The organism is Ketobacter sp. MCCC 1A13808 (assembly GCF_009746715.1).
Classification (GTDB): domain Bacteria; phylum Pseudomonadota; class Gammaproteobacteria; order Pseudomonadales; family Ketobacteraceae; genus Ketobacter.
Genome location: NZ_VRKW01000015.1, coordinates 52,285 through 75,061, shown reverse-complemented (window position 1 = coordinate 75,061; position 22,777 = coordinate 52,285). Strand labels below are relative to the sequence as shown.

The 22,777-nt window shown below is 46.6% G+C and carries 26 protein-coding genes and 2 pseudogenes; 21 read left to right on the top strand and 7 right to left on the bottom strand.

The annotated features are described in order from the left end of the window. Positions 1-35 precede the first annotated feature (35 nt). A complete protein-coding gene (locus FT643_RS19835; protein WP_198043733.1) occupies positions 36-755 on the bottom strand; it encodes a TetR/AcrR family transcriptional regulator in 720 nt (239 codons plus the stop codon). A 310-nt stretch (positions 756-1,065) separates the two neighbouring features. Between FT643_RS19835 and pstS the strand changes: the two genes are divergently transcribed. The 7 genes from pstS to arsJ all read left to right on the top strand — a co-directional run bounded on the left by pstS (position 1,066) and on the right by arsJ (position 7,635). After that, complete coding sequence (gene pstS, locus FT643_RS19830; protein ID WP_156873150.1) at positions 1,066-2,127, top strand: phosphate ABC transporter substrate-binding protein PstS; 1,062 nt, start codon at positions 1,066-1,068, stop codon at positions 2,125-2,127. A gap of 80 nt (positions 2,128-2,207) precedes the next feature. After that, positions 2,208-2,684, top strand: coding sequence for an arsenate reductase ArsC (locus FT643_RS19825; RefSeq protein ID WP_156873149.1), 477 nt, complete (start codon positions 2,208-2,210; stop codon positions 2,682-2,684). Between the two features lie 794 nt (positions 2,685-3,478). Next, positions 3,479-3,724 (top strand): outer membrane protein transport protein, encoded by a 246-nt coding sequence (locus FT643_RS24120; RefSeq protein WP_411267823.1) that lies wholly within the window; start codon positions 3,479-3,481, stop codon positions 3,722-3,724. 126 nt (positions 3,725-3,850) lie between these two features. Further along, positions 3,851-4,195, top strand: coding sequence for a metalloregulator ArsR/SmtB family transcription factor (locus FT643_RS19815; RefSeq protein ID WP_156873147.1), 345 nt, complete (start codon positions 3,851-3,853; stop codon positions 4,193-4,195). Positions 4,196-4,258: 63 nt separating this feature from the next. Beyond that, positions 4,259-5,281 carry an ACR3 family arsenite efflux transporter gene (gene arsB, locus FT643_RS19810; RefSeq protein ID WP_156873146.1) on the top strand — a complete coding sequence of 341 codons (1,023 nt, stop codon included), beginning with the start codon at positions 4,259-4,261 and terminating at the stop codon, positions 5,279-5,281. 99 nt (positions 5,282-5,380) lie between these two features. Further along, positions 5,381-6,391 carry an ArsJ-associated glyceraldehyde-3-phosphate dehydrogenase gene (locus tag FT643_RS19805; protein WP_156873145.1) on the top strand — a complete coding sequence of 337 codons (1,011 nt, stop codon included), beginning with the start codon at positions 5,381-5,383 and terminating at the stop codon, positions 6,389-6,391. Between the two features lie 5 nt (positions 6,392-6,396). Next, positions 6,397-7,635: an organoarsenical effux MFS transporter ArsJ gene (gene arsJ / locus FT643_RS19800; protein ID WP_156873144.1), complete on the top strand. Its 1,239-nt coding sequence runs from the start codon at positions 6,397-6,399 to the stop codon at positions 7,633-7,635. A gap of 3 nt (positions 7,636-7,638) precedes the next feature. Here arsJ and FT643_RS19795 read toward each other — a convergent pair whose 3' ends face one another. Beyond that, positions 7,639-8,490 carry a formate/nitrite transporter family protein gene (locus FT643_RS19795; protein WP_156873143.1) on the bottom strand — a complete coding sequence of 284 codons (852 nt, stop codon included), beginning with the start codon at positions 8,488-8,490 and terminating at the stop codon, positions 7,639-7,641. Between the two features lie 730 nt (positions 8,491-9,220). Between FT643_RS19795 and sodC the strand changes: the two genes are divergently transcribed. From sodC to FT643_RS19770, 5 genes are all read left to right on the top strand, one after another. Next, positions 9,221-9,793, top strand: a complete 573-nt coding sequence (sodC, locus tag FT643_RS19790; protein WP_411267821.1) for a superoxide dismutase [Cu-Zn] SodC — start codon at positions 9,221-9,223, stop codon at positions 9,791-9,793. Positions 9,794-9,896: 103 nt separating this feature from the next. Next, a complete protein-coding gene (locus FT643_RS19785) occupies positions 9,897-10,130 on the top strand; it encodes a hypothetical protein (RefSeq protein ID WP_156873142.1) in 234 nt (77 codons plus the stop codon). A 109-nt stretch (positions 10,131-10,239) separates the two neighbouring features. Then, on the top strand, positions 10,240-11,268 hold the full coding sequence (locus FT643_RS19780) for a YihY/virulence factor BrkB family protein (protein ID WP_156873141.1): 1,029 nt from the start codon (positions 10,240-10,242) through the stop codon (positions 11,266-11,268). A 312-nt stretch (positions 11,269-11,580) separates the two neighbouring features. Then, on the top strand, positions 11,581-12,012 hold the full coding sequence (locus FT643_RS19775; protein ID WP_156873140.1) for a CBS domain-containing protein: 432 nt from the start codon (positions 11,581-11,583) through the stop codon (positions 12,010-12,012). 535 nt (positions 12,013-12,547) lie between these two features. Further along, entirely contained in the window at positions 12,548-13,930 is a 1,383-nt protein-coding gene (locus tag FT643_RS19770; RefSeq protein WP_156873139.1) for an ABC transporter substrate-binding protein, read from the top strand. A 79-nt stretch (positions 13,931-14,009) separates the two neighbouring features. Here the strand turns inward: FT643_RS19770 and FT643_RS19765 are convergent, their stop codons facing one another. Next, entirely contained in the window at positions 14,010-14,198 is a 189-nt protein-coding gene (locus FT643_RS19765) for a helix-turn-helix domain-containing protein (protein ID WP_156873138.1), read from the bottom strand. Positions 14,199-14,292: 94 nt separating this feature from the next. On the opposite strand from FT643_RS19765, the pseudogene FT643_RS24115 reads away from it, so the two are divergent. From FT643_RS24115 to FT643_RS19740, 7 genes and pseudogenes are all read left to right on the top strand, one after another. Continuing rightward, positions 14,293-14,409 (top strand): annotated as a pseudogene (locus tag FT643_RS24115) (CocE/NonD family hydrolase); the annotation flags it as partial. A gap of 19 nt (positions 14,410-14,428) precedes the next feature. Beyond that, positions 14,429-14,881: a CocE/NonD family hydrolase C-terminal non-catalytic domain-containing protein gene (locus tag FT643_RS19760; RefSeq protein WP_232340359.1), complete on the top strand. Its 453-nt coding sequence runs from the start codon at positions 14,429-14,431 to the stop codon at positions 14,879-14,881. A gap of 114 nt (positions 14,882-14,995) precedes the next feature. After that, positions 14,996-16,279 carry a hypothetical protein gene (locus FT643_RS19755; protein WP_156873136.1) on the top strand — a complete coding sequence of 428 codons (1,284 nt, stop codon included), beginning with the start codon at positions 14,996-14,998 and terminating at the stop codon, positions 16,277-16,279. Continuing rightward, positions 16,276-16,704 (top strand): type 2 periplasmic-binding domain-containing protein, encoded by a 429-nt coding sequence (locus FT643_RS19750; protein WP_156873135.1) that lies wholly within the window; start codon positions 16,276-16,278, stop codon positions 16,702-16,704. The genes FT643_RS19755 and FT643_RS19750 overlap by 4 nt, the downstream gene beginning before the upstream one ends. Further along, positions 16,694-18,307 (top strand): diguanylate cyclase domain-containing protein, encoded by a 1,614-nt coding sequence (locus tag FT643_RS23960; RefSeq protein WP_156873134.1) that lies wholly within the window; start codon positions 16,694-16,696, stop codon positions 18,305-18,307. Before FT643_RS19750 ends, FT643_RS23960 begins: the two co-directional genes overlap by 11 nt. A gap of 182 nt (positions 18,308-18,489) precedes the next feature. Continuing rightward, positions 18,490-18,660, top strand: coding sequence for a hypothetical protein (locus FT643_RS23210; protein WP_198043729.1), 171 nt, complete (start codon positions 18,490-18,492; stop codon positions 18,658-18,660). 5 nt (positions 18,661-18,665) lie between these two features. Then, positions 18,666-19,505, top strand: coding sequence for a class I SAM-dependent methyltransferase (locus FT643_RS19740; protein ID WP_156873133.1), 840 nt, complete (start codon positions 18,666-18,668; stop codon positions 19,503-19,505). Between the two features lie 2 nt (positions 19,506-19,507). Here the strand turns inward: FT643_RS19740 and FT643_RS19735 are convergent, their stop codons facing one another. Beyond that, complete coding sequence (locus FT643_RS19735; RefSeq protein ID WP_156873132.1) at positions 19,508-20,446, bottom strand: lipid A deacylase LpxR family protein; 939 nt, start codon at positions 20,444-20,446, stop codon at positions 19,508-19,510. A 231-nt stretch (positions 20,447-20,677) separates the two neighbouring features. Here FT643_RS19735 and FT643_RS24110 point away from each other — a divergent pair. Beyond that, positions 20,678-20,752, top strand: a pseudogene (locus FT643_RS24110) (hypothetical protein); the annotation flags it as partial. A gap of 45 nt (positions 20,753-20,797) precedes the next feature. Continuing rightward, complete coding sequence (gene trxA, locus FT643_RS23570; protein WP_317622085.1) at positions 20,798-21,106, top strand: thioredoxin; 309 nt, start codon at positions 20,798-20,800, stop codon at positions 21,104-21,106. Position 21,107: 1 nt separating this feature from the next. On the opposite strand, the gene FT643_RS19725 is transcribed toward trxA, so the two are convergent. The 3 genes from FT643_RS19725 to FT643_RS19715 all read right to left on the bottom strand — a co-directional run bounded on the left by FT643_RS19725 (position 21,108) and on the right by FT643_RS19715 (position 22,745). Further along, complete coding sequence (locus tag FT643_RS19725; RefSeq protein ID WP_156873131.1) at positions 21,108-21,335, bottom strand: ChaB family protein; 228 nt, start codon at positions 21,333-21,335, stop codon at positions 21,108-21,110. Positions 21,336-21,366: 31 nt separating this feature from the next. Next, positions 21,367-21,825, bottom strand: a complete 459-nt coding sequence (locus FT643_RS19720) for a hypothetical protein (protein ID WP_156873130.1) — start codon at positions 21,823-21,825, stop codon at positions 21,367-21,369. 80 nt (positions 21,826-21,905) lie between these two features. Then, positions 21,906-22,745, bottom strand: a complete 840-nt coding sequence (locus FT643_RS19715; protein ID WP_156873129.1) for a hypothetical protein — start codon at positions 22,743-22,745, stop codon at positions 21,906-21,908. Positions 22,746-22,777 lie beyond the last annotated feature (32 nt).

Genomic DNA, 22,777 nt, shown 5'->3' with positions numbered 1-22,777 from the left:
AATATTGCTCCCTGCTTGCAGGTTTAAGTTGTGTTTTATCGAAGTCCGCTTTGTTGTAATTGCCCACAGGTGTATTCAATAAGCTCTGAGGTTAGCGGTGATTTCCATTGATAGGTATTTAACAGGCGTTTCAAGGTCTGAATGATTGTGGCGTCACTTTCGTATCGGACCGGCGGTGGTATTCCTTGGTCCAGGATATTGCGTGACCCGCGCTGCATAGCAACCTGGGTATGTCCGACGCAAAGTGACCAGCTACTGGTTACTATTTCGTTCACCAGATTGGCTTTCTCATCCTGAGCCACCAATAACTCACTGCTTTCACATGCATGGAGCAAAAGCTGGGTAAACACGTCCTCCACCTCGATGTTAATTTCCATAAATTTTTCAAGCCAGCGGCGGGAGGCGCGCTTCAGAATTGATTCATTGCCTAGCAAGGTTTCCAGCTGAGGACCGAAACCAATGTCAGAAACCAGGCTGTGATCCATCAATTGCACGGCAACTATCTTGGCAACCGGTGGCAGCGGTAGCTCGAATATCTGATGCACCAGATTCTTGAAATGGACTTTCGACCTATAGCCGAGAGCGACCAAAACGTCTTCTTTACTTTGAATGTGTTTGTAGATGGACCCCATTGATAGGCCCGCTTCTTTGGAGATAGCGGACATGGTGAAATCAAGCAGGGAAGAGCTTTGAATGCACTTGGCTGCGCTATCCAGGATCAGGTCTTCCTGAGCCTGGTCTGAATATTTCGGCATCGGCGGCATGATTCGGTGAACTCAATTCGAATAAGGTTCGAATCGTATTCGCATGAGGTCTCAAAGTAAAGTGAATAATTGATGGAGCACGCCTTTGGTCGGCGCTGCGGGTTGCAGGAATTGACCAATGCCCAGTTGGTGATTGACTCACCGCGCTGGAAGCGCTCGAGCAGCCATTAATCCCGTTCTAATGTATGAAATTACATATATACGGATATTCATATATATGTAACAGTCGCTTGCTAATTTTGAGCCTCGACGTTGAACCATAATTCTTTTTCTTTACTAATTGGCTTCCAAAGGAATGAGCATGAAACTTTCGCTGAAAATAATAATACGTTTAGGTTTCATCTTGGCTTTACCCGTGTTTTCTGGCTGCGACTCCAATGAAAACGTGATCGAAACCCCAACTGCCACCGATCAACGCACGGAATTGAGCGTGGCAGGATCGACCTTTGCAAGCCCGTTTTTCAATAGGGTACTGGAGGCTTGGGGTCAAAAAAATCCGAATTTGAAGCCAGTCTACCGCTCCATCGGCAGTGGCGCTGGAATCGAGGAATTTATCGCAGGAACAACCGATATAGGTACCACCGATGCCCCCTTGAATGCCGCAGAGTCTGCTCGATTGAAAGAGGACATTAGTGAAATCATAGTGACCTCGGGGATGATCAGCATTGCCTATCATCTTGATGACATTGACGACACAATCAAGCTGCCAAGAGAGGTGTATCCAGATATTTTTCTCGGAAAAATCACTCGATGGGATGATCCGCGAATCGCAGCAGCTAATCCGGGTCTAAAACTTCCGCCTAAGTTTATCCAGGTAGTGGCCCGTGCCGATAGCAGCGGAACCACTTATGCATTTACCCATCATTTGTCATCAATTAGCCAAACCTGGAAGGTGGGGCTGGGGGCTGCCAAAACGATTGATTGGCCTGGGTCAACTATGACCGCGCCTGGGAACGAAGGCGTCGCCCAACGGCTTGCTATCACCAAATACAGCATAGGCTATGTAGAATACGGCTTTGCTCATCGTTTGGGATTAAAAACCGCGAAACTGGAAAACCAGGCCGGAAAATACGTGTTGCCAAGCCTGGATGCAGGGGAAGAGGGGCTTTCGGGATCGGCCTTGTCGAGCTCGTCCGACTTAAGCGAGTCAATCAGTGATCCAGAAGGCGATAGTTCGTATCCGATCGTGGCCTACACATGGGCGTTATTACATCAACGTTACAATGACCCTGACAAAGACCTCGCTGTAAGGAATTTGATTAAATGGTCTTTAACGGAGGGCCAAACATTGGCTAAACCCTTAATGTACCTTCCTCTGTCACAGCAAATTGTCCAGGCTGGACTTAACAAATTGGGAGGGTGACACTGAATGACTTGCACGCTTTGGTGTTTGCGTCCCCGGACTGGAATCAAAAGGATTGGATACTTTCAAAGGACGGTGCAATGAACTTGTTATTTTTATGTACTCATAATGCCTGCCGCAGCGTTTTGGCTGAAAGCATTGCCCAGCAGGTTGGGCAGGGGTTATGGACTGTCACCAGTGCAGGCAGTCATCCCGCCGGACAAATTCATCCTGATACATTGTCAATGCTCAAAAATAGAGGATTCCCCACCCAACATTTGTACAGTAAGAGCTGGGACGAAGTGAGTAATTTCAATCCGGACGTAGTGATTACCGTCTGCGATCAGGCGTCGGGAGAATCCTGTCCTGTGTGGTTTGGAAAGGCAATAAAGTCCCATTGGGGCTTACCGGATCCAACCCAGCAATCGGATCCTACGCTCAGGCGGCAACATTTCGAGCAGCTTATTTCAACATTGGAATTGCGCCTTCAGCAGTTGGCACAAATTGTAAGGCGGGAGTCCGATATCAGTATGGAACATCTACAACTGCAATTGGCTCGTCTGGGGGATCTGGCATAACCGGGTATATCTGATCGCTATTCAGAGCGGAACGGCTATTTTTTGTTTTGGAACGCGGGCAACTAGCGGTCTTGCGAAAAAATACGCGGCTTTGAAATTCCCATTTTCCTCACCCAGGTTATCTTTTGTAATACTTTAAATAATCCAGTTAAAACGTTGATATATATAGTTTATGGTTCCTGTATTTTTAATCCGATGGGCACCCACTTGCCCCGTGTTTATCTGTTCATCCACCTGTATTGCTAGCTGGTAGCCCTGCCTCTCTCATCCCTAATTTATTTGCGAGATTAACTGCAAGTAAAAAAATAGAAATAACTTGTTCTGGGGTTCAATTAAGATGAAATCTGAGTACATAAATCACCGCCAGGCGCGGGATAAACGCTTTGGTTTCGGTAAGGTCTTGGGGTACCTGAGTTGCGCTTGTTCGTTCGTCATTGTGGGTTTGTTTTTGTCCTCTAGTGCAGGCTTCATTTACTGACAGTTTAACTGTTGGCAGTGCCAAAGCGCGATCCTTGGGGCATGCGGTTACGGCTGATCCGCCAGGAATTGATTCGGTCCATTTCAATCCAGCAGGGCTGGTACAGCTTAACGGGCGCCAAATGCATTTGAAGGGTATCGCTGGCGTATAGGGTTTGGAAATGGAAATGGAAGCGTACTGTGAATGTATGCAAGAGCGGATTGATACCTATGCTTCTTATTTTACCGACGAGGACGGCAACTTAACTCCGGAGGGCAAAGCCTTTTTATAGGATGAGTTGTTTAACACGCATAGTGTGGCGGAAGGACCAACGGTGATGCTTCCGGGCGGCATGGTAGATTTACCAGCGGCACTTGCCGCTGTAGGTTCGATTGTGGATCTGCCCACCGCGGAGGAAATTCAGAATGGTTCCAAGGGAAATCTGAACGTGACCTATGAGCTGCCTCAACGGTTGAATGTTGGAATGAGCCTGCAGATTACACCCAAGTGGAAAACCAGCGTCGATGTTCGATGGACAGAATGGTCCGCTTTTAGCGATATATACACAAAAACATATATATGATAATACATATATATGTAACAATACGAGTGTATGTTGATTGCTCGTCTCAGCGTTGGCGCGTAAGCCAGTACGAGGAATCGACTCGAACCAGACAGTGAGAACAATCGGAAGGACAGCGTTAAATCCATGAATCCAGTTAAATTTTACAAGTGCCTGAGTGAGGAAACCCGGTTGCGGTGCCTGCTTATGATAGCGCAAGAAGGCGAACTTTGTGTCTGTGAACTGACTGAAGCCTTAGACGAAATCCAGCCTAAGGTGTCACGTCACTTAGCGCAATTACGATCATGTGAACTGTTGGTTGATCGTCGCCAGGGACAATGGGTGTTTTACAAAATTAACCCCGATCTACCTGAGTGGGCCAAATCCGTGTTATCCGCCACCCGAGAAGCGAATACGGCGTTTCTTAAAAATAATGTGAAAAGGTTGGCCGCCATGGGCGATCGACCAGATCGTATGAAAGCCTGTTGTTAGTCTCTGTATTGATGACGTGCATGATTGTATACACCTAATGAATGCCGGGGAGACTTATTGTAAATGAGTATTTTTGAACGCTACCTCTCGGTTTGGGTTGCTTTATGTATTGCCGTTGGCGTATTGCTCGGTAACCTGATCCCACAACAGTTTGCGACGATTGCGTCGCTGGAATGGGCACACGTCAATATCGTGGTGGCGGTGCTCATTTGGATAATGATTTACCCAATGATGGTTCAGATTGATTTTTCTGCAATCAAGGATGTGGGTAAAAAGCCGAAGGGGCTAATACTGACTTTGGTAATCAACTGGTTGGTTAAGCCTTTTACTATGGCCGCGTTAGGCTGGCTGTTTTTTAAAGTGTTTTTTGCTTCAATAGTTGATCCACAGAGCGCCAATGAATACATAGCAGGGATGATTCTGCTGGGAGTAGCGCCTTGTACCGCAATGGTATTTGTCTGGAGCCAACTGACAAAGGGGGATCCGAATTATACCTTGGTTCAGGTGTCGGTAAACGACATCATTATGGTGTTTGCCTTCGCCCCGATTGCTGCATTTCTGTTGGGTGTCAGTGATATCACAGTACCTTGGGAAACGCTTTTGCTCTCAGTGCTGTTATACGTTGTTTTGCCTTTGATTGCTGGGGTAGTCACCCGACACCAGCTAGAAAAAGGCCGCGATGGCGTAGGCTTGCATCGCTTTTTAGCTCAGCTAAAACCGTGGTCTGTCATTGGCTTGTTGGGCACCGTAGTTTTACTGTTCGGCTTTCAAGCGCAAACGATCCTGCAACAACCCCAAACCATCGTTCTTATCGCAATACCCCTGTTGATTCAAACCTATGGCATTTTTGTAATTGCTTACGGCGGTGCCCGTATTCTGAAATTGCCACATAACGTCGCAGGTCCTGCTTGCCTGATCGGTACTTCTAATTTTTTTGAATTGGCAGTCGCCGTTGCCATTTCTTTATTTGGTTTACATTCTGGAGCAGCGCTGGCGACGGTCGTGGGAGTGCTGGTTGAAGTGCCTGTAATGTTGTCTTTGGTTTACATAATAAATCGCACGCCACATTGGTTTAATCCCGCGTGAATGCGCCGATCTCGATGGCTCAATAGTCGTCCGCATCGGTAAATACTACAGAAGCACAGGTTGGTTTTATTCAGTTGTATTATTCTGTTGGAGGTATTTATGTCTATTAAAGTTGGAATTAACGGTTTCGGTCGTATGGGGCGCCTGTCTATGCGGGTGTTGTTTGATTGGGACGATGTAACGATAGTTCACATCAACGATCCCGCCGGTGATGCGGCGACGCTAGCGCATCTGTTGACGTTTGATTCTGTGCATGGGCGTTGGCATCATGATGCCGGATACGATGGTAGTACCATGGTCGTCGATGGTCAGTCAATTCCTTGTACCCGTAACAAAGCCATTACAGAAACAGATTGGGCTGGTTGCGATGTGGTTATTGAAGCGAGTGGTAAGATGAAAACCACAGCAGTTCTGCAGGAATATTTGGACCAGGGTGTCAAGCGGGTGGTCGTTACCGCTCCGGTGAAAGAAGAAAGCGTGTTGAATGTCGTCATGGGGGTTAATCATCATCTGTACGACAAAGATCTTCATCCGATTGTTACCGCAGCGTCTTGCACCACAAATTGTCTGGCACCGGTGGTGAAGGTTTTGCAGGATAACCTGGGTATCGTGCACGGGTCGATGACTACCATTCATGATCTGACGAACACCCAGACTATTCTGGATGCGCCACACAAAGACTTGCGCCGCGCCCGAGCTTGCGGCATGAGCATGATCCCAACTACCACTGGTTCCGCGACGGCGATCACGCATATTTTCCCCGAACTAAAAGGCAAACTGAACGGTCATGCGGTGCGCATACCGTTGGCCAATGCGTCAATAACGGATTGTGTGTTTGAAGTCAGCCGGTCCACAACTGAAGCGGAAGTGAATCAATTTTTCCGCACGGCAGCGGAATCAGAATTAATAAATATTCTTGGTTACGAAGAGCGCCCACTGGTGTCCATCGATTATAAAACCGACCCGCGCTCCAGTATTATCGACGCGCTGTCCACCATGGTCGTAAATGGCACCATGGTGAAAATCTATGCTTGGTACGACAACGAATGGGGTTATGCGAACAGGACCGCTGAATTGGTTAGATTGGTCGGTCTTGGCGATCAGGAATAGGCGTGATGAAGTGGCTGGCGCAACTTGCACCGGAAATCCGACAGTATATAGTAGTTACTGGGAATTACTGGGCTTTCACTCTGACCGATGGCGCATTGCGCATGTTAGTGGTGCTGTATTTTTATGATTTGGGGTACAGCCCTTTGGAGATCGCAATGCTGTTTATCTTTTATGAGATATTCGGTGTGATTACCAATTTGGTAGGAGGTTGGCTTGGCGCCCATCTCGGTTTGAATAAAACCATGAACATAGGCTTATTGCTGCAAATTGTGGCATTGGCGATGTTGTTAGTGCCAATCGGGTTGCTGACGGTTCCTTGGGTGATGGCGGCTCAAGCATTGTCGGGAATTGCCAAAGATTTGAATAAAATGAGCGCCAAAAGCTCGATCAAGATGCTGGTTCCGTCGGATGCGCAAAGTCAGCTTTACCAGTGGGTTGCAATTCTGACCGGTTCCAAAAATGCTCTGAAGGGTGCCGGTTTTTTTCTGGGAGGTGTCTTGTTAAGCATGCTGGATTTCAGGGGCGCAGTGACTGCGATGGCGATAGCATTGGCCGTGGTTTGGATTTTCAGTTTGTTCACTTTGAAGAAGGATTTAGGCAAAGCTAAAAGTAAACCAAAATTTACTGAGATATTTTCAAAAAGCGGCGCGATTAACTATCTATCGGCGGCACGCATGTTCCTGTTCGGAGCTCGTGATGTGTGGTTTGTGGTCGCGCTGCCGGTTTATCTGGCGGGTACATTCGGCTGGGACCATTGGACCGTAGGCGGCTTTTTAGCAGCCTGGGTGATTGCCTATGGCATTGTGCAGGGCTTTGCGCCTAAGTTGACGAGCAACAGACACGGGCGTGTTCCTGATGGACGTGATGCCTTGGGCTGGGCGCTGTTACTGGCCGTTACGCCGATTTTGATAGCGGTATCGTTGTCGCTGCAATGGCAGGTTCAACCGGTATTACTGGGCGGTTTGATGGTTTTTGGGGCGCTATTTGCCATAAATTCGTCATTACACAGCTATCTGATCGTCAGCTATGCAGGAGATGACGGAGTATCCCTGGACGTCGGTTTTTATTATATGGCCAATGCTATGGGGCGTTTAATTGGAACGTTGCTGTCAGGCTGGGTGTTTCAGAAATACGGTCTGGAAATGTGCTTGTGGATTTCGGGCCTCTTTATCGGACTGGCCGCTCTAATATCCCTGGGGTTACCTAAGCATCCAACCTCCAAGGCGTTATCGGGTCACGCCTGAAAATTACAGGTCCCTATTGTGAATTTCAGTATGTTCCCCATAGGCGACCTGTGCATAGTTAATGGCGGCAACCAACATTATGCCACCCAACATATTGCCTGCTAACGTGGGTGCGAAGAATTCAAAGAAAAACTGAAACCAGGTAGCGTCTCCTTTCAACACAGCGTAAATTGCCGCAACGGAACCCGCTACAATGTGAGGGAAGTGGGCTAATCCGATCACATAGGTCACCACGATAATAACACCGACTCTCGCCGTTTCCGCAAATGGCATAAGCCAGAGCATCATGGCAATGAGCCAACCGGCAAACACAGCGCGTATCATCATCGTTAGGAATGGTGTGCCGTACTCCGTTGCGGAAATCGCCGACAGCGCCATATCCGCGTTGCCGTGTAATATATCGAAGTTGGCAAGTGTATAGGCAAATAAAGCAGTACCTGCCATATTACCCAGCAACACAACTAGCCACAGTTTCAGTGTACCGATTATGGCAGTAGTGTTGGTTTTTCGCAGTACTTCCAGAACCGGCGCCAATGTGTTTTCAGTAAATAATTGCTGACGCCCCAGAACCACGAAGAGAAAGCCAATTGAATAGCCGAAACTTGTGACCGCGGGGCGCCAACTGGTATCGGGAATATAACCGTGCAATAAAGCCTGGGCAACGAATGAAAAGCCCATGGATAAACCTGCAGCCAAAGCGGACCACGCAATACCCATCAAGGGGCGTTTAAGCTCCGATTCTGCTTCACTCCGGATGGCCTCGTAGACAACCGCCGCACTCGGGGATTCGCGCCTGCGCGCATCGGATTTTTCCAGCCGGTCTAGATCTCGTTGACGCGGGGCTTCTGATGTCATTGTCGTCCTTCTGTATTAAGTGCGTCAGCCTTTCCCTTCGTATTAAACCGTTTCCATGGAGCACCATGGTTCATTAATCAGGCGATGCATTGGAAACGAATTTGGTCTTGTGAAGGATTTACGAGGCTGGCCGCCGAATGAGTAAATTTGTTTGAGTTTGTTGCAAGTCCGGGGCCGAAACTTATCTGCATTAATAATCATCGAGCCGAGCGGCTACGGCGCTCAGGTATATCGGGTGTTCATTTCGTATTGTTTGCGGTTGTAAGACTTACAATAATCAACTGGAGCCATTGCAAGGCTTGCAAGAGTGGCGTGCTCTATTGCTTGTTTTGGAGTGACAATTCCTTTTAAGTGAGAAAAAGCAGATTATCCAATACAGTTCTTAGGCAGTAATTTGTTATCGCATTGCAGCATAGTTTGGAATATTGGTTTTTCTAAATTTCACCAGTTCGACGATATATTGGAGATGCAACCTTACGGAGTTTATATAGCGGCTTATACGCCGGGTGCTGTTTAGAAGCCTACCAATCAGAATTGTGTCAACACATCTAAAGTCTTTACGATAAATTATTACAATATATTGTAATTAATTCAGAATAATGCTGCTTTTCTTTTTACGAAAGTAGTTTCAGCCGGTATTGCACCTTAGCTTCGTGCTTATCTGAATATTGGCATTGGTGTTGCTTCACTGGATAGGTCACGAAATTCATAAAACAAAGGGAGTATTGGTGTGGGCAGCGAACCTCAATCAAAAAAATACACGTTAAAGCCGATTTTTCTATTAGCTTTGGTTTCACTCATGTGTGCCACCGCTAATGCAGAAGAGGCTGGCTCTATAACCGTTCCAATGCATTTAGTCTCCGCTTCCGGCGTTGAAAAATCAATTGGAACCATTGAAATTCATCCTTCAAAGTCGAGTAAAGGTTTAGTCTTTACTCCAGATTTAGCTGGACTAAAACCTGGTAGCCATGGCTTTCATATTCACGAAAATCCTAGCTGTGAACCAGGAATGAAAGCGGGAGTCAAGACTGCGGCGGTGGCAGCGGGGGGCCATTACGACCCCGAAGGTAAGCAGTCTCATAAAGCGCCATGGGAGAACGGGCACAAAGGCGATCTACCGGTACTCATCGTGACTTCGGATGGCATGGCCAGGACGCCCGTATTTGCACCGCGTTTAGAATTGGATGATATCGATGGTCGAGCTGTCATGATTCACGAAGGAGGGGATACCTATTCCGATTCACCGGAAAAACTCGGTGGAGGCGGCGCTCGACAGGCATGTGGCGTCATCAGGCAGTCCTAAAATGGATGGCCAGACGTTGGACATCTTAAGTTGGACTGTAAAAGAGCTTTGTAACGGAGAACGGTTTTAGGGACTATCACGGAACTCATTATTGGAGGTAAGTGTGACTTACTTAATTTCGAATTTCGAAGACGGATTCCGCAACACCTCTCGTTTAGTGACGCAATCGCCGGAGGAATTTCCACAGGAACCTCCGGTGGAAATTCCTACCCAGGAACCCGAAGAGATTCCCGTTGAAATTCCGCCAGAGCAACCTCAGGAACCCCCAATCGAGATTCCACCGGACCAACCTCAGGAAATTCCGGTTAAAGAGCCGCCACAGGAGTTACCGATTTAAAACCGGCTGGTCTCTCTTAACTTGGACCTGTTTACTCGGTTTGCCGATTAGCAGGTTTTGATGGCAGGGCGCTCCTAGCCGACATTCGCTTACTTCATTGGAACCCCTTATGACCTCGGCTTCGACAAATTCAGAAAATCACTATGATGCTTCGGCGCGCGGCAGGAATGCGATCAGTCCCCAAGGGATGCCTAGCACAGGTTGGCGCGACGTGATAATGCGAGCCAAGCAAGAAATGGACGTTGATAATCTGGGTTTGGTTTCAGCTGGCGTTGCATTTTATTTTTTCCTCGCGGTTTTTCCAGCAATGGCTGCCTTCATTTCTTTATACGGTTTGTTAACCGATACAGCCGATGCGCTTAACCAGTTACAATCGTTTACCAGCTTGCTTCCGTCGGAGGCAAGTTCTGTATTATTAGACCAAATCAAATCGGTGACATCGCAATCGAGTACTACGCTCGGTTTGGGCGCATTCGCTAGCTTGTTATTTGCTTTTTGGAGTTCAATGAAAGGCACCCTGGCTTTAATAACTGCGTTGAATATTGTGTACGAAGAGCATGAAAGTAGAGGTGTAATCCGGATTCGTGCGGTTGCTTTGCTATTGACCGTTGGTGCGATTGTTTTTGTAACTATCTCACTAATCACGCTCACGCTCATACCTGTATTGTTGGAATTTTTTAATACTAACCGCTTGATCCAAATGTCGTTTAGTTATTTAAGATGGCCGGTTCTGGTGATCATTATTATATGTTTGCTGTCGGTACTATACAGAATAGCGCCGGATCGACGCCAGGCCCGTTGGCGGTGGGTTACTCCAGGCGCCGTGTTGGCAACCATTCTGTGGATCACCGGATCTGCGTTGTTCTCTTGGTATGTGTCTGAGTTTGGGAATTTCAACGAGGTGTACGGATCTATAGGGGCAGTGGTTTTATTGCTTTTCTGGTTTTATCTAACCGCGTATGTTGTCCTGATCGGGGCTGAATTGAATGCTGAGTTAGAACATCAAACCTGTATTGATACCACTGTAGGCGAAGATCGCCCGATGGGTAAGAGGGGGGCGAAAGTGGCTGATACTGTTGGAAAAGAGCCACCTGTTTCGTTAGTTGGGCGCTGGATTAATCGGATATGTGGTAACTAAAGAAAAAGGTAAAAGTTAATTCCAATTTTGTTGGCGATCATTGGATATTCTGATACTAGATTTTGGGATGTGAAGTTCCGTCAGAACGTCGCATATTAAAAGTGGATCATCTGGATCATCATCTAATAGACATGCGATTTATGAGGTTGTTGAATTGTAAATGTGCAATTAAAAATCTGCTAGAAATCGTTATTCAAAAATGAAATTGCGGATACCTATAATTGGTGTGGCGTTTGCTTATTTAAACCCAGAGGGATATTAGATGTGTACCTCTCTTACATTATCTAGAAAAAATTAACGGAGATATAATTTATGCAAGTTAAACATGTTGCTACCCATAAACCGGAATTCATTGATGCTACCACTTCCATACAAGCAGTAGCAGAAATCATGCGCGAAACAGGATGCGGATGTTTACCTGTGGGAGACGATAGTAAGCAAAAATTGGTGGGCATCGTCACAGATCGCGATATCGTGTTAAAGGCGGTTGCCCAAGGTAAAGATTTGGGCGCGAAAGTATCGGATATAGCGACGGAGAAAGTGTTCTATTGCTTCGAGGATGATGATATCTCAGATATTCTTCACAATATGAAACAGCACCAAATTCAACGGCTAGTAGTTCTAAAGGACCAGTCGAGCAAACAGTTCAGAGGTATGATCACACTGTCTGATATCGCGAAAAAATGCACTGATGGTGGCGCTATGTCCGAAGGGATTGCTCAGTGTTGTAAACCCTACCATTAGAATGGGTGAATTTTAGCGGTACCGGGCCTGTCTACAAGTTAAAAGTAAACATTGAGTGAGGCCCGGTTGGATCATTGCAAAAATGTTCTACTGAATACTGGTCGTGGGCGCTGGTAATACAAGCCCCGATCGTCATAGCCGAGAAGCTTACGTATAATAGATAGCCCGCCAGCGTAGGCCTATCAAATACTTTGAGCGTCATTTCCCAATTTTTCAGTTGTACTACTTGTTCTAAAACCCTATTTTTGCGCGCCCTAGCAATGTGCTGCCATTTCTGGTTTTCGATCTTACGTGCACTTATTTCTTGCGACCACCTTATTATCAGCGCTAGAAAATATTCTGTTTGGATACGAAAAATACCTCTTAATATCAGATAGTTATATGTTTATTGGGTGATCTTTGGCACGCTACGTGCTCTACTTTATGTTGTCATTCAAATGGTTATTACAAGTTATGACAGCGTGTGAATCGGTGAATTCGAATCGCAGGCGGGTCAGTTAGTAAAGTATGTTAAGAATCCTGAGGAGAGAACTATATGTTTGCGGGCTTGAATAAGACCAGATCACTTATTGTGTGTGGGGTAGCATCTCTGGTGGCACCGATTGTCGGTGCTGAAACAATTACCATAGGAATCGGACATCAAAGTACGGTTACGAATACGGTTCCCGGAGGGATTATTCTTGAAAAGTTAAAGCTGCTTGAAAAACATCTTCCCAAGGACGGTAAGTACAGCGATGCTGATTATAAAATTGTATATAAGGATTACACTTCCGGTCCCCCGATTACCAATCAAATGATCGCAGGCAAATTATCGTTCGGGGTCATGGGCGATTATCCTCTCATAGTGAACGGGGCGAAGTTTGAAGAACTCGGAAAAACCGAGAGCCGGTTCATTGCCGTGACGGGTTATAACCTGAAAGGGACAGGGAACGGCATTGTTGTGCCAATGAATTCCGATGTCTATTCGTTAGACCAGTTAAAAGGTAAAACTATTTCCACACCGGTCGGAAGTGCGGCATGGGGAATGACATTAAAAGTGTTGCGGGACCACGATATGCTGGATGGGGTGGAGCTAAAGAACCAGGCGCCTCCGGTTGGCGTCAGTAATATCGCCCAGGGTAAAATAGACGCTCATTCGGATTTTTGTCCCTGGTCTGAGGTTATGGAGTTTCGTGGTACAGGTCGCAAAATATATGACGGCAGCGAAGCGGATATTCCGACATTTCACGGCACCGTTGTAAGGACCGCTTTTGCAGAAAAGTATCCTGAAATTGTTCAGGCGTATTTAAATGCGACATTGGAAGCTCAGGATTGGATTAACGCTGATCCGGTTATGGCTGCAACCAAAGTAGGGGAGTGGACCGGCATTGAAAAAGAAGTCCTTTATCTTTATTTCTCCAAAGGCGGTATATCCACTTTCGAAGCGTCAATCAAACCTGAGTGGGTTGCTGCGTTAAAGTACGATCATGATCTTCTAATGAAGGAAAAAGATGTACCCCCGTTAACGTTCGAAAAATGGATCGATTCAACCTATGTGAAGGCAGCGTACGAAGCTCGCGGTGTGAGTTATGACAAGCAATTGACTACAATGGTGACACCGGTTGTTGATGATAAAAATCTGGCGCCTGCGGAAATATGGCTGGATAAGTCCGGGATAAAATCCTATGACTCAGTGGCGGAGATGACCGCAGACTATAAGAAACTCAGTGAAACCGGCGAAAAGATTAATGCAGCGTATGTATATGATAAAGCAACCGGTTTAAAACTGTTTAGTCATGTCGCATTTTATGTAGAGCATCCATCTGGTGAGCTGGTGTCCTATATGAAAAAGGGCGAGGCAGAAAAAGCAAAAGGCAAGGGTGCTTTAATCAGCTGGTCTGAGGTCGTTAAAACTGAAAAGGTAGCGATGGCTGAATAGGTAGCGTGGAGACCTGCACCACGAGCCAGCCATAGAGACAATGTGGTGTGGTCCGTGGTGTGATTATAGATATTGGCATTCAATCTTTAACCCAGTAATGGGATCCGAGCTTCTTGATCACACCAGATCTTTTTAATTCCGCCATTTCCTTGTTGAGTGTTTGCCTGGTTATACCCAGCATGGCGGCTTGAAGATCCTGTGAAATTCGGGTGCGTATGAGATAGCCGTCTTCATGGGAAGAACCCATTTCCTTCGCTATAAGCCTCATGTAATACCTAAGCCACCCGCCCCGTTCAAAAAGTGTTTCTCCCTGAGCCCAGTGAAATTCCCGGGCACTGTTGGAAGTAACGTTTTATCATCTGATGTTGGGCACTCCGGATTTTTTTATGGTGAGGCGGGGCTACGTTCAGGTAGCGGTGGATGCTCTTGGTACCGGTGCCTCTGAGGGTGGTTGGGAGTTGTTTGGTGAGGATGAGCAGGCCGGTTTTGCGAACATGGATGTTGATAACGCAGTTACTTTCAACACAGAATATTCCGGCAATGCTGGCCTATCCAGAACATATGTCTCAGCTCATGCGATCGACTCAGGAGCATGCCATGCCGCTTTCCAACGGGTTGCTTTTAGCTTCTTTACGGGCGGTAGATCAGCAGCGCTCACGCATATTGAAAGGTGAAATGATACAGCCGTATCACTATCTGACTCAGGAGAAAGCCCGGTTGTTATCTCCGGGGGAAATTGTAAAGATGCAAATAGAAATATTTCCCACCAGCGCGGTTATTCGCAAGGGTAATAAGCTCCGGGTTGCGATCAGCCCCAGCAATCAAGCACAGGGCATTTTGAATTGCCCGCGTCAGGAACGTGCGGCAGGCGGCATTACAACGATTCACAATAGTCCTCAGTACCCGTTCAGTGTGGTTTTGCCGATTGTTCCGATGGCGGCACTGAATTAAAGTTCGGCCGGAGTACGCCCGGTATGTGTCATCTTTTGTTTATTCTTTTTACTGCTACAATTGATCTAAGCTCTTAATTCTTAGTGCTTTAATCTTGTTCTCAGGGTTGAATAAATGAAATTATTTCAGCGGTTTGTACCGCTGTTCCTGTTTTTAACACTTTTGTACCAAAGCAGTTTGGGTATGGCCCAGGAAGTCTCGGGGAAAAAGATGTTCCGCTTCAGTAGTTTCGGCACACTGGCACTGACCCGTGGCGGAGACGACAATCTCGGTTTCCGAGGTGACCTGGATCGCGAAAGTCTATTTGACGGCGACTGGTCCTTTGTACCGGATTCTGTGCTGGGCCTCCAAATGGATATGCAGTTCGGTGATCGTCTGGGCGGCGCGGTGCAGTTCGTAGGGAAGGACCGAGCCGAGGACAGCTTAAAGAACAGCCTTGAGTGGGCTTTTTTGCGTTATCGCCTGAGCCCTGACTGGACTATCCGCGCAGGTCGTATGGGAACGGATCTGTTTATGCTTTCTGATTATCGTAACGTGGGTTTCGCCTACCTATGGACTCGGCCACCTCCTGAATTTTACACACCTTTGGCTTTTGCTAACCGTGATGGTGTAGACGCGATCTGGTCGTCCCATTTGGGGAAGGGTACTTTACGCGCAAAACTGGCCATCAACACCAGTCAGTCCACAATATCTGTTGCCGATACGCTCATTGATCTGGAGCTCAAAATGAGTGTAGGAGCGACTATTAGCTGGGAGACGGAGCATTGGCAATTGAAATTCAGCGCGTCGGAAAACGAGTTTGGTCAGGAGGGAAATTATTTTCCCGGTACGGACCCCCTCGCAGATGCGTTATTGCAAGCGTCGGTGATCTGGCCGGAAGCCACTGCAATCAGTGAACGTTTGAAAATAAACAAGCCGAAAATTCAGTATTATGCCGTTGGTGCTTCTTATATCGCCAATCCTTGGCATATACAATCCGAGATCAGTTATTTTGCCTCCGATATGGAAGTGTATCCGCCGTCTGTGAATGGTTATTTCAGCGTTGGTTATCAAGTTGGTTCAGTTACACCGTTCATATTGGGTGCATTCATCGAGCCGAGGAAACCAAGAAAAGTGCTTCCTGAGTCTCCGGTATTAACTCCGGCGCCTATTATTACGGAACAATTAGCTTTTCTCAGACAAACGACACAAACCGTATTTGACTCGACCCGAATCGGGCAGCGCAGTGTATCTACCGGATTGCGGTGGGACCTTCGTTATAACCTGGCGTTAAAAGCTCAATGGGATCATTCCTGGATAGATGGCTATTCTGGCGGTCTTTGGGATATACGGTCTGTGCCTGATACGAATCAGGAAATTGACACTTTCTCTGTTAATCTGAACTTTGTATTTCGATGAATAAGTTACTGAAACACGTCACGCTATTGTTATTTGGATTGGTGTTCGGTTGCCTGGCTCGCGCCGACATTGTCGTGGTAGTCAATGAGGCAAACCCGGTCTCCGGGTTTAGTCATCGAGAATTGGTTGACCTATATATGGGGCGCAACTTACATTTCCCTGATGGTAGTCTGGTATATCGATTGGATCAGGATCCAGACTCCATGGTGAGAAAAGATTTCTATCGTAGCCTTGTAAATAAAAGTATTGGCCAAGTAACTGCCTATTGGGCAAAACTTTTATTTACTGGCCGGGCAACGCCTCCACAAGTGTTGAACGACAATAACAGCGTATTGTCAGCGGTGCGCAGTAATATAAATGCGATCGGATATATCGAAAGCGTTAATCTGGATAACAGCGTTAAGGTTGTAGCCCGTGTCAATTAAACTCCATCACTCTCTGTCTTTACGTACTGGTGTATTCATTCTGATAGGGGCAGCTTTACAAACGCTTTTACTGTCTTTTTACTTTTATAAGCAAATCTATAACGAACAATTGTCGCAGGCAGATCACCAGATCGATCAATTGGTCTCTACCATAGAAAGTAGTGCAGCGGTGGCGGCGTATCTGGATAATCAGGAACTCGCTAAAGAGGTGGTTCGTGGTTTGGCTAGCAACGATATTGTGTTGGCATCTTCACTACGTTCAACATCGGGTATGCGTATCGATATTGGAGACTGGGTTAGTGCCGATGGCTCTCCAACGGATGAAAGTAAGGTACGCCATTTTAAGCTGGTATCACCCTTTATGCCAGATGAGTCCACTGGCGAGATTCTTTTAAGGCCGAATAACGAAGATATAGAAGATCGCGCAAACACGGTGGCCCGGGTTTACGTGCTTACTCTGGTTGCTCATTCATTGGGTTTAACTCTGTTAGTTATTCTATTAATTAATGGTATGTTGACCCGCCCCCTGAAAAAGCTTGCTGAGCTGCTGCACTCCACGTCACCCGGTAGCAGCGATCGATTACCCATGTTGCGGGGACACCGATCTGACGAAGTTGGTCAATTGATATCGGATACCAATGAACTTTTGGATTCCGTCCAGATCACGTTAGAAGAAGAACGGCGCTTACGATTGTATGTCGAATCCGTTGAAAAGCGGTTCAGGCTCATATTCGAAGAAGCCAGCTGTGGTATTGCATTGGTTGATGATAGCGGAAGAATAACCTTATCCAACCCTTCATTTGATGCGATTATGTCCTCTATTGTTGGCGATGAAAGTAAAGACACGTTGAAGTTTGTGGACCTGTTTGAAGATGTGCATTTGGTGGGAGAGTTGTTGAAGGGGGCACGAGACAGTTCAGCCTTGAGTCAGGATCTTCAGTTAGCCAGTCCACAACGGAACTCGCGCCGCTGGCTGCATGCACTTTTTTCTCCCGTTCGCGATGAACAGGATGAGTTACTGATTGAATGTATTCTTTACGATATTTCAGAGCGCGCCAGACGCGAGCAACGCATTCGGCAAGAAGCGGAAAGAGATTCATTGACACAACTATACAACCGTCGAGCTGGTGAACGTTTACTAGAGGACGCGTTGCAAAAAGCTCATGACGAAGATCAGATGTGTGCATTAATGTTAATCGACCTGGATCGCTTTAAACCTATCAATGATACCTATGGGCATGAGGCGGGCGATAAGGTACTGGTTTCAATTGCCGAGCGGATGAAAGAGGCGCTGCGTGATGGGGATTTGGTGATTCGCTGGGGAGGAGATGAATTTTTGGTTTTTGTCTGCCCGGGCACTCAAATTGCCTCAGTCTCCGTGATTGCCCAAAAATTACTGGATTACATTACCAAACCCATTGAATTTGCCGCAGGATGCGAAGATTATGTGGGCGCCAGTATTGGCATATCCTTGTATCCTCAACACGGCGATCAGCTATCTGACCTGATAAACCAAGCGGATAAAGCAATGTATAAAGTCAAACAGCGGGGACGTAATCATTTTCAGATTTTTGAGCCGACGGATCACGATATTGATGAGTAATTAAGAAGCCGCTTCGTTCCCCAGTTCAACATCAATCCCTTCCGTGCGCTCAACCGGCACTTTTCTTCCCATGCAAAGTCTCAGAATACTATCCCCACTATGAAGAACCGCATAGTATGTCTGTGTGGGTCTTGTTGTGTATAAAAATTAAACAAGCGTATCTTGCAATAGGAGTTCGTCAGATGTCCAAGAAAACCGTGAAATTCGAATACGAAAAGGAAACTAAAAACAGCGTTCGATTCAAAGAAATTCCGGATGAGGGAACCGCCCCCATAGTCGGAACCCTGTATGTACAAAAATGGTTTGCAGGGAACAGCAAATCAATCGAACTTACGTTGGATAAAAAGGATTGAAAATCATGATAATCAGATTGTTATGTGTATTTTTACTAGTGCTGCCATATCAAGCCTACGCAGAAAACAAGGCGCTGAAAAGCGCAATTGAGGCCAGCCATCGCGTCCAGAGCAGCCCTCGGGATGAATATCGTCACCCCTATGAAACTCTGATGTTTTTTGGAGTGGAGCCAAGTCATCATGTCGTTGAAATTTGGCCCGGCGCCAGTGGCTGGTATACCGAAATCCTTGCCCCTTATTTAAAAGACAATGGGCAGCTTTATGCCGCCCAATTCAATGAGAACTCAAGCTCCGATTACTTTCGTAAATCGCGTCAGCGGTTTGAAGAAAAGACAGCCTCTCAGCAGGCGCTTTACAGCGGTATGAAGATTACAACATTTGATCCACCATCACAGGGTGCGATTGCGCCGGCCGGCAGTGTTGATCGCGTGTTAACGTTTCGCAATATCCACAATTGGTATATGCGGGGGGGCGGTGAGGAACGGTTAATATCCGCATTTAAAGCGTTTTTTACCGCACTCAAACCCGGTGGGATTCTGGGTGTCGTCGAACATCGTTTGCCTGAATCCAGGCCGATTGACGACATGGAATCCAGTGGTTATATGCAGCAATCCTATGTTGTTAATATTGCCAAAAAGGCGGGCTTCGAGTTGCTGGAAAGTTCTGAAATCAATGCAAACTCAAAAGATAGCACACAGCACCCTGAGGGCGTCTGGACTTTGCCTCCTTCATTGCGATTAGGTGAAAAGGATAGGAAGAAGTATCTTGCCATCGGCGAAAGCGATCGAATGACATTAAAGTTCGTGAAACCTCGGCAAAATAAGTCATTTTCTGCTGAGAGGTAGACTTACAGCTGAATAGCCAGAGTCAGGGTACCGAATCTTGCATCGCTTTCGGATGGGTATCCTGATTTACCTACCAAAAGGTTGGAGTCCGTTGCAGCCAATGCAAGAGAATAGCCGTCCCAGCTAAAGGTAAACCCCAGTATGACGCCGACACTTTCGTGTTTATATTCGATTGAATGGCTGTCGCGATAGGTATTGCCATCCATAAAAATGTCATTGAATTTGTAGCCGGCTTTGATCCCCGCGTAGAGGTTCCAACTTCCAGCAATGGAAATGGGATTGGTGGTTCTGGTATTCCCAAAAAGTGTGGTTGCATAGGAATCAGATAACCGGGTTCCATACCGGATCATAGCACCGGCGTTGATGGCGCTGGAAATAGTGCCGAGTGTGAGGTCAGCCAGCGTCACCAGATCCCAACGTTGATCGTTGGATTGCCAGAATTGCCAAGCCCTGGCCCGATCTAACTGAAATACCAATTCGTTTTCCAGTTGTGTGTCCCAGCCCTTAGGTTCTTCTGACCCAAGCATTTTATGTATCAATTTCTGAGATTGTTCTGCCAATGAAAGTGGGCCGAGCACGCCCAGGGTGACGCCAATTTTGTCAGCGTAGTTCGTATTGACTGACAAAAACGTGCTGTTGATGAACAGTAAGCCGGCATAGGGCATATCATTTTTGTCGGGCAGCGTGACGGTAATATCCGCAGGTGTCACCATGGTTTGCCCAAGGGTGTATGCACTAATCGCAGTGACGGTGCTGGTGTCTCTAATGCTCCATTGCAAGGGCGTCAGTAACCAAGACGGTTCCGGGTGCGTTGCTTGTTTTTCGGAATCATAGAATGCCAAATAGAGTCCGTTGGTATAGCCCCCATCGTCACCTAGAAACAGGTCGTTGTCCAACGTGAATGAAACCCATTCAAACTCTGCATATACGGACGCAGGCATCAGTAAGGCAACCAGAGACAAAATATTTTTTAAATAAAGCACGTTTACCTCTCTGGTTTACTCATCATCGTTCGCCTCCATTTTTATACAGGATGTTTAAGCTGAAACACAAGGGCCACAAAAAGGTAATAGAATCAGGTAGCCGAAGCCGGCATCGAGCTATTAACTTGTATTCAAGGTAGAAAGGCCCAATATCATGAGCTTAGTACACAGACAACAACGAGGCTACGCGTGATCAGAACCTGTACCCACTGTAGATCAAAGAACCGTATTCCGGCTCGGTATATTGCTGCCACCGGCAAGTGTGGAAGCTGCAAGCAACCGTTACCACCCCAGGCTAGTCCTGTAAGCGTGGACGCTGTCAATTTTGATGACATAATTAATAATGCAGCTGTACCGGTTTTAGTGGATTTTTGGGCTGAGTGGTGTGGTCCATGCAAGATGGTTGCGCCCGAATTCGCTAAGGCTGCCGCCAACCTGGCAGGCAAGGCGATTTTGTTAAAGGTCAACACAGAATCCGAGCAACAACTGGCTGCCCGCTTTGGTGTTCGCAGTATCCCCAATTTCAAATTATTTGTGGGTGGTAAATTGAAATTTGATCAGGCAGGGGCACTTTCTGCTGCCCAGATTCAGCAGATCGTGGGCCAGTTTGCCGAATGAATTAATTTTTAACCCAATTACCCGATGAATTCTTGCGATAGCTTTTCTCCACCGCAGACCAAGCTACCTTATGGCTGGTGGCTTCTCGGGAATCATCACCCTTGCGGTCTTTCTTGTCGGCGTATTGCTCCCAGGCATTATTAAACGCTTCCTTGTAAATTTCCTGGGCATGTGAGGGGAGATGCTGCTTTACTTGGTCAGGAAGGTCGGTTTTGTTTTGATACGGCATTTTACTATCCTCCTTTCGGGAATATCCCGGGTTATCTTTGCATTTCAAACTCGTTCAATTGGCGGCTTATCTCATGGAGTTTGGAAACTTCAAAGTCACGTATGTTTTCCATTAGTTTTTTTACCTCTGGAATCTGGGCGTCGGTAGTGCAAAAGTCATAAATGTTAACCAGTTTCTGACGGACTTTTACCATCGCGAACATTAAGGAATCGATATCACTGGCGTTCACATTTTCTAATGTGGCTTGGGCTTCATCCTCTTCATCGACAGGGTAGTATCGTATATAAGTATCCATGATGTTCTTCCTGTTTGACTTCGGAACCTCTTCAATCATTTCTGTGGTCTTGGATTCAAGGGTTTCCAAGTACTCAAGTGCAGCACTTAACCGGGTGTCGTTTACCGCGCTTTCTTTATTTTGGATTTTTTTCAGTAAATCTTTATGAAGTGTTCTGCTCATTTCGATTATGGAACTGACTGTTTTCGCTGCCATCGTTTTATACCTTTGTTTGTCAACTATGTTGAGGTTATGCTGGAACAGGATGCGTGTAGTGTGCCGACTATTTTTAATATTCATTCACGAAAAACGGCTTCCACCGCTAACTCACCTGCTTGCCCAAGAACGTCTTGATTCATACTTAAAGGGCTATTCAGGAATGCCTCCCCGATAAGCTCGTTTACCAATCGAGTCACGACCAACTCCCGCGCTGCGTCAACAGACTCCAGTGATTCCCCGTATAGCACACGTCTTTCGACTTCTTCATGAGACTTTGTCTTTTCAAAAATCCAACGCTCAAACATCTGTTTACCCAGCAATTTATATCTAGGCTGGTGACCAGCACAAACGACATAGAAACATTGTTGAGACAAGTACGGGTCATTCAATTTATTGTCGATATCGTGTAGTGCCTTCAGGGTTTGTTCCGCTTCGTCTTTCGCAGCTAATGCGATGAGAGATTGAAACGCGGGCTGTAACGTGCGGTTAAATTTCCTGACAGCTACGTACTCCATTAACGGCCATTCGGAAGAGTTGACTAAAGTTTGCACTGCGTCCTGAATGGGGGAAAGGTCCGCAGCGGTGAAATTTTCATCCGTTCGAATGTCAGACAGGGCAGTCATTACTTGATTTTTTTCACGCTCGCTTGTGTTTCCATTTAGCGCGCTTAGAAATAAAAAAAGCGGAATGTGGGCTAGAGCCTTTAATTGATGGTAGTAAGTGTCATTAATAGTAAAGACCGAACGGCTCCTACCTTTGGCAAGAACAATCCGGCTGTCGAGACGGACAACGACCGGTATGCTCCCGTTGTCCAGTCGCTGACGTGTACTGCCAGTCACAATGAGTAACTGATCATGGAACTGTTTATTGAGGCTATTCAGCGGTCCATCAATCGGGCGCGCTGACGTGTCTTCCATAGTTATGTCGTTCACGTTTATTCACTTCTATA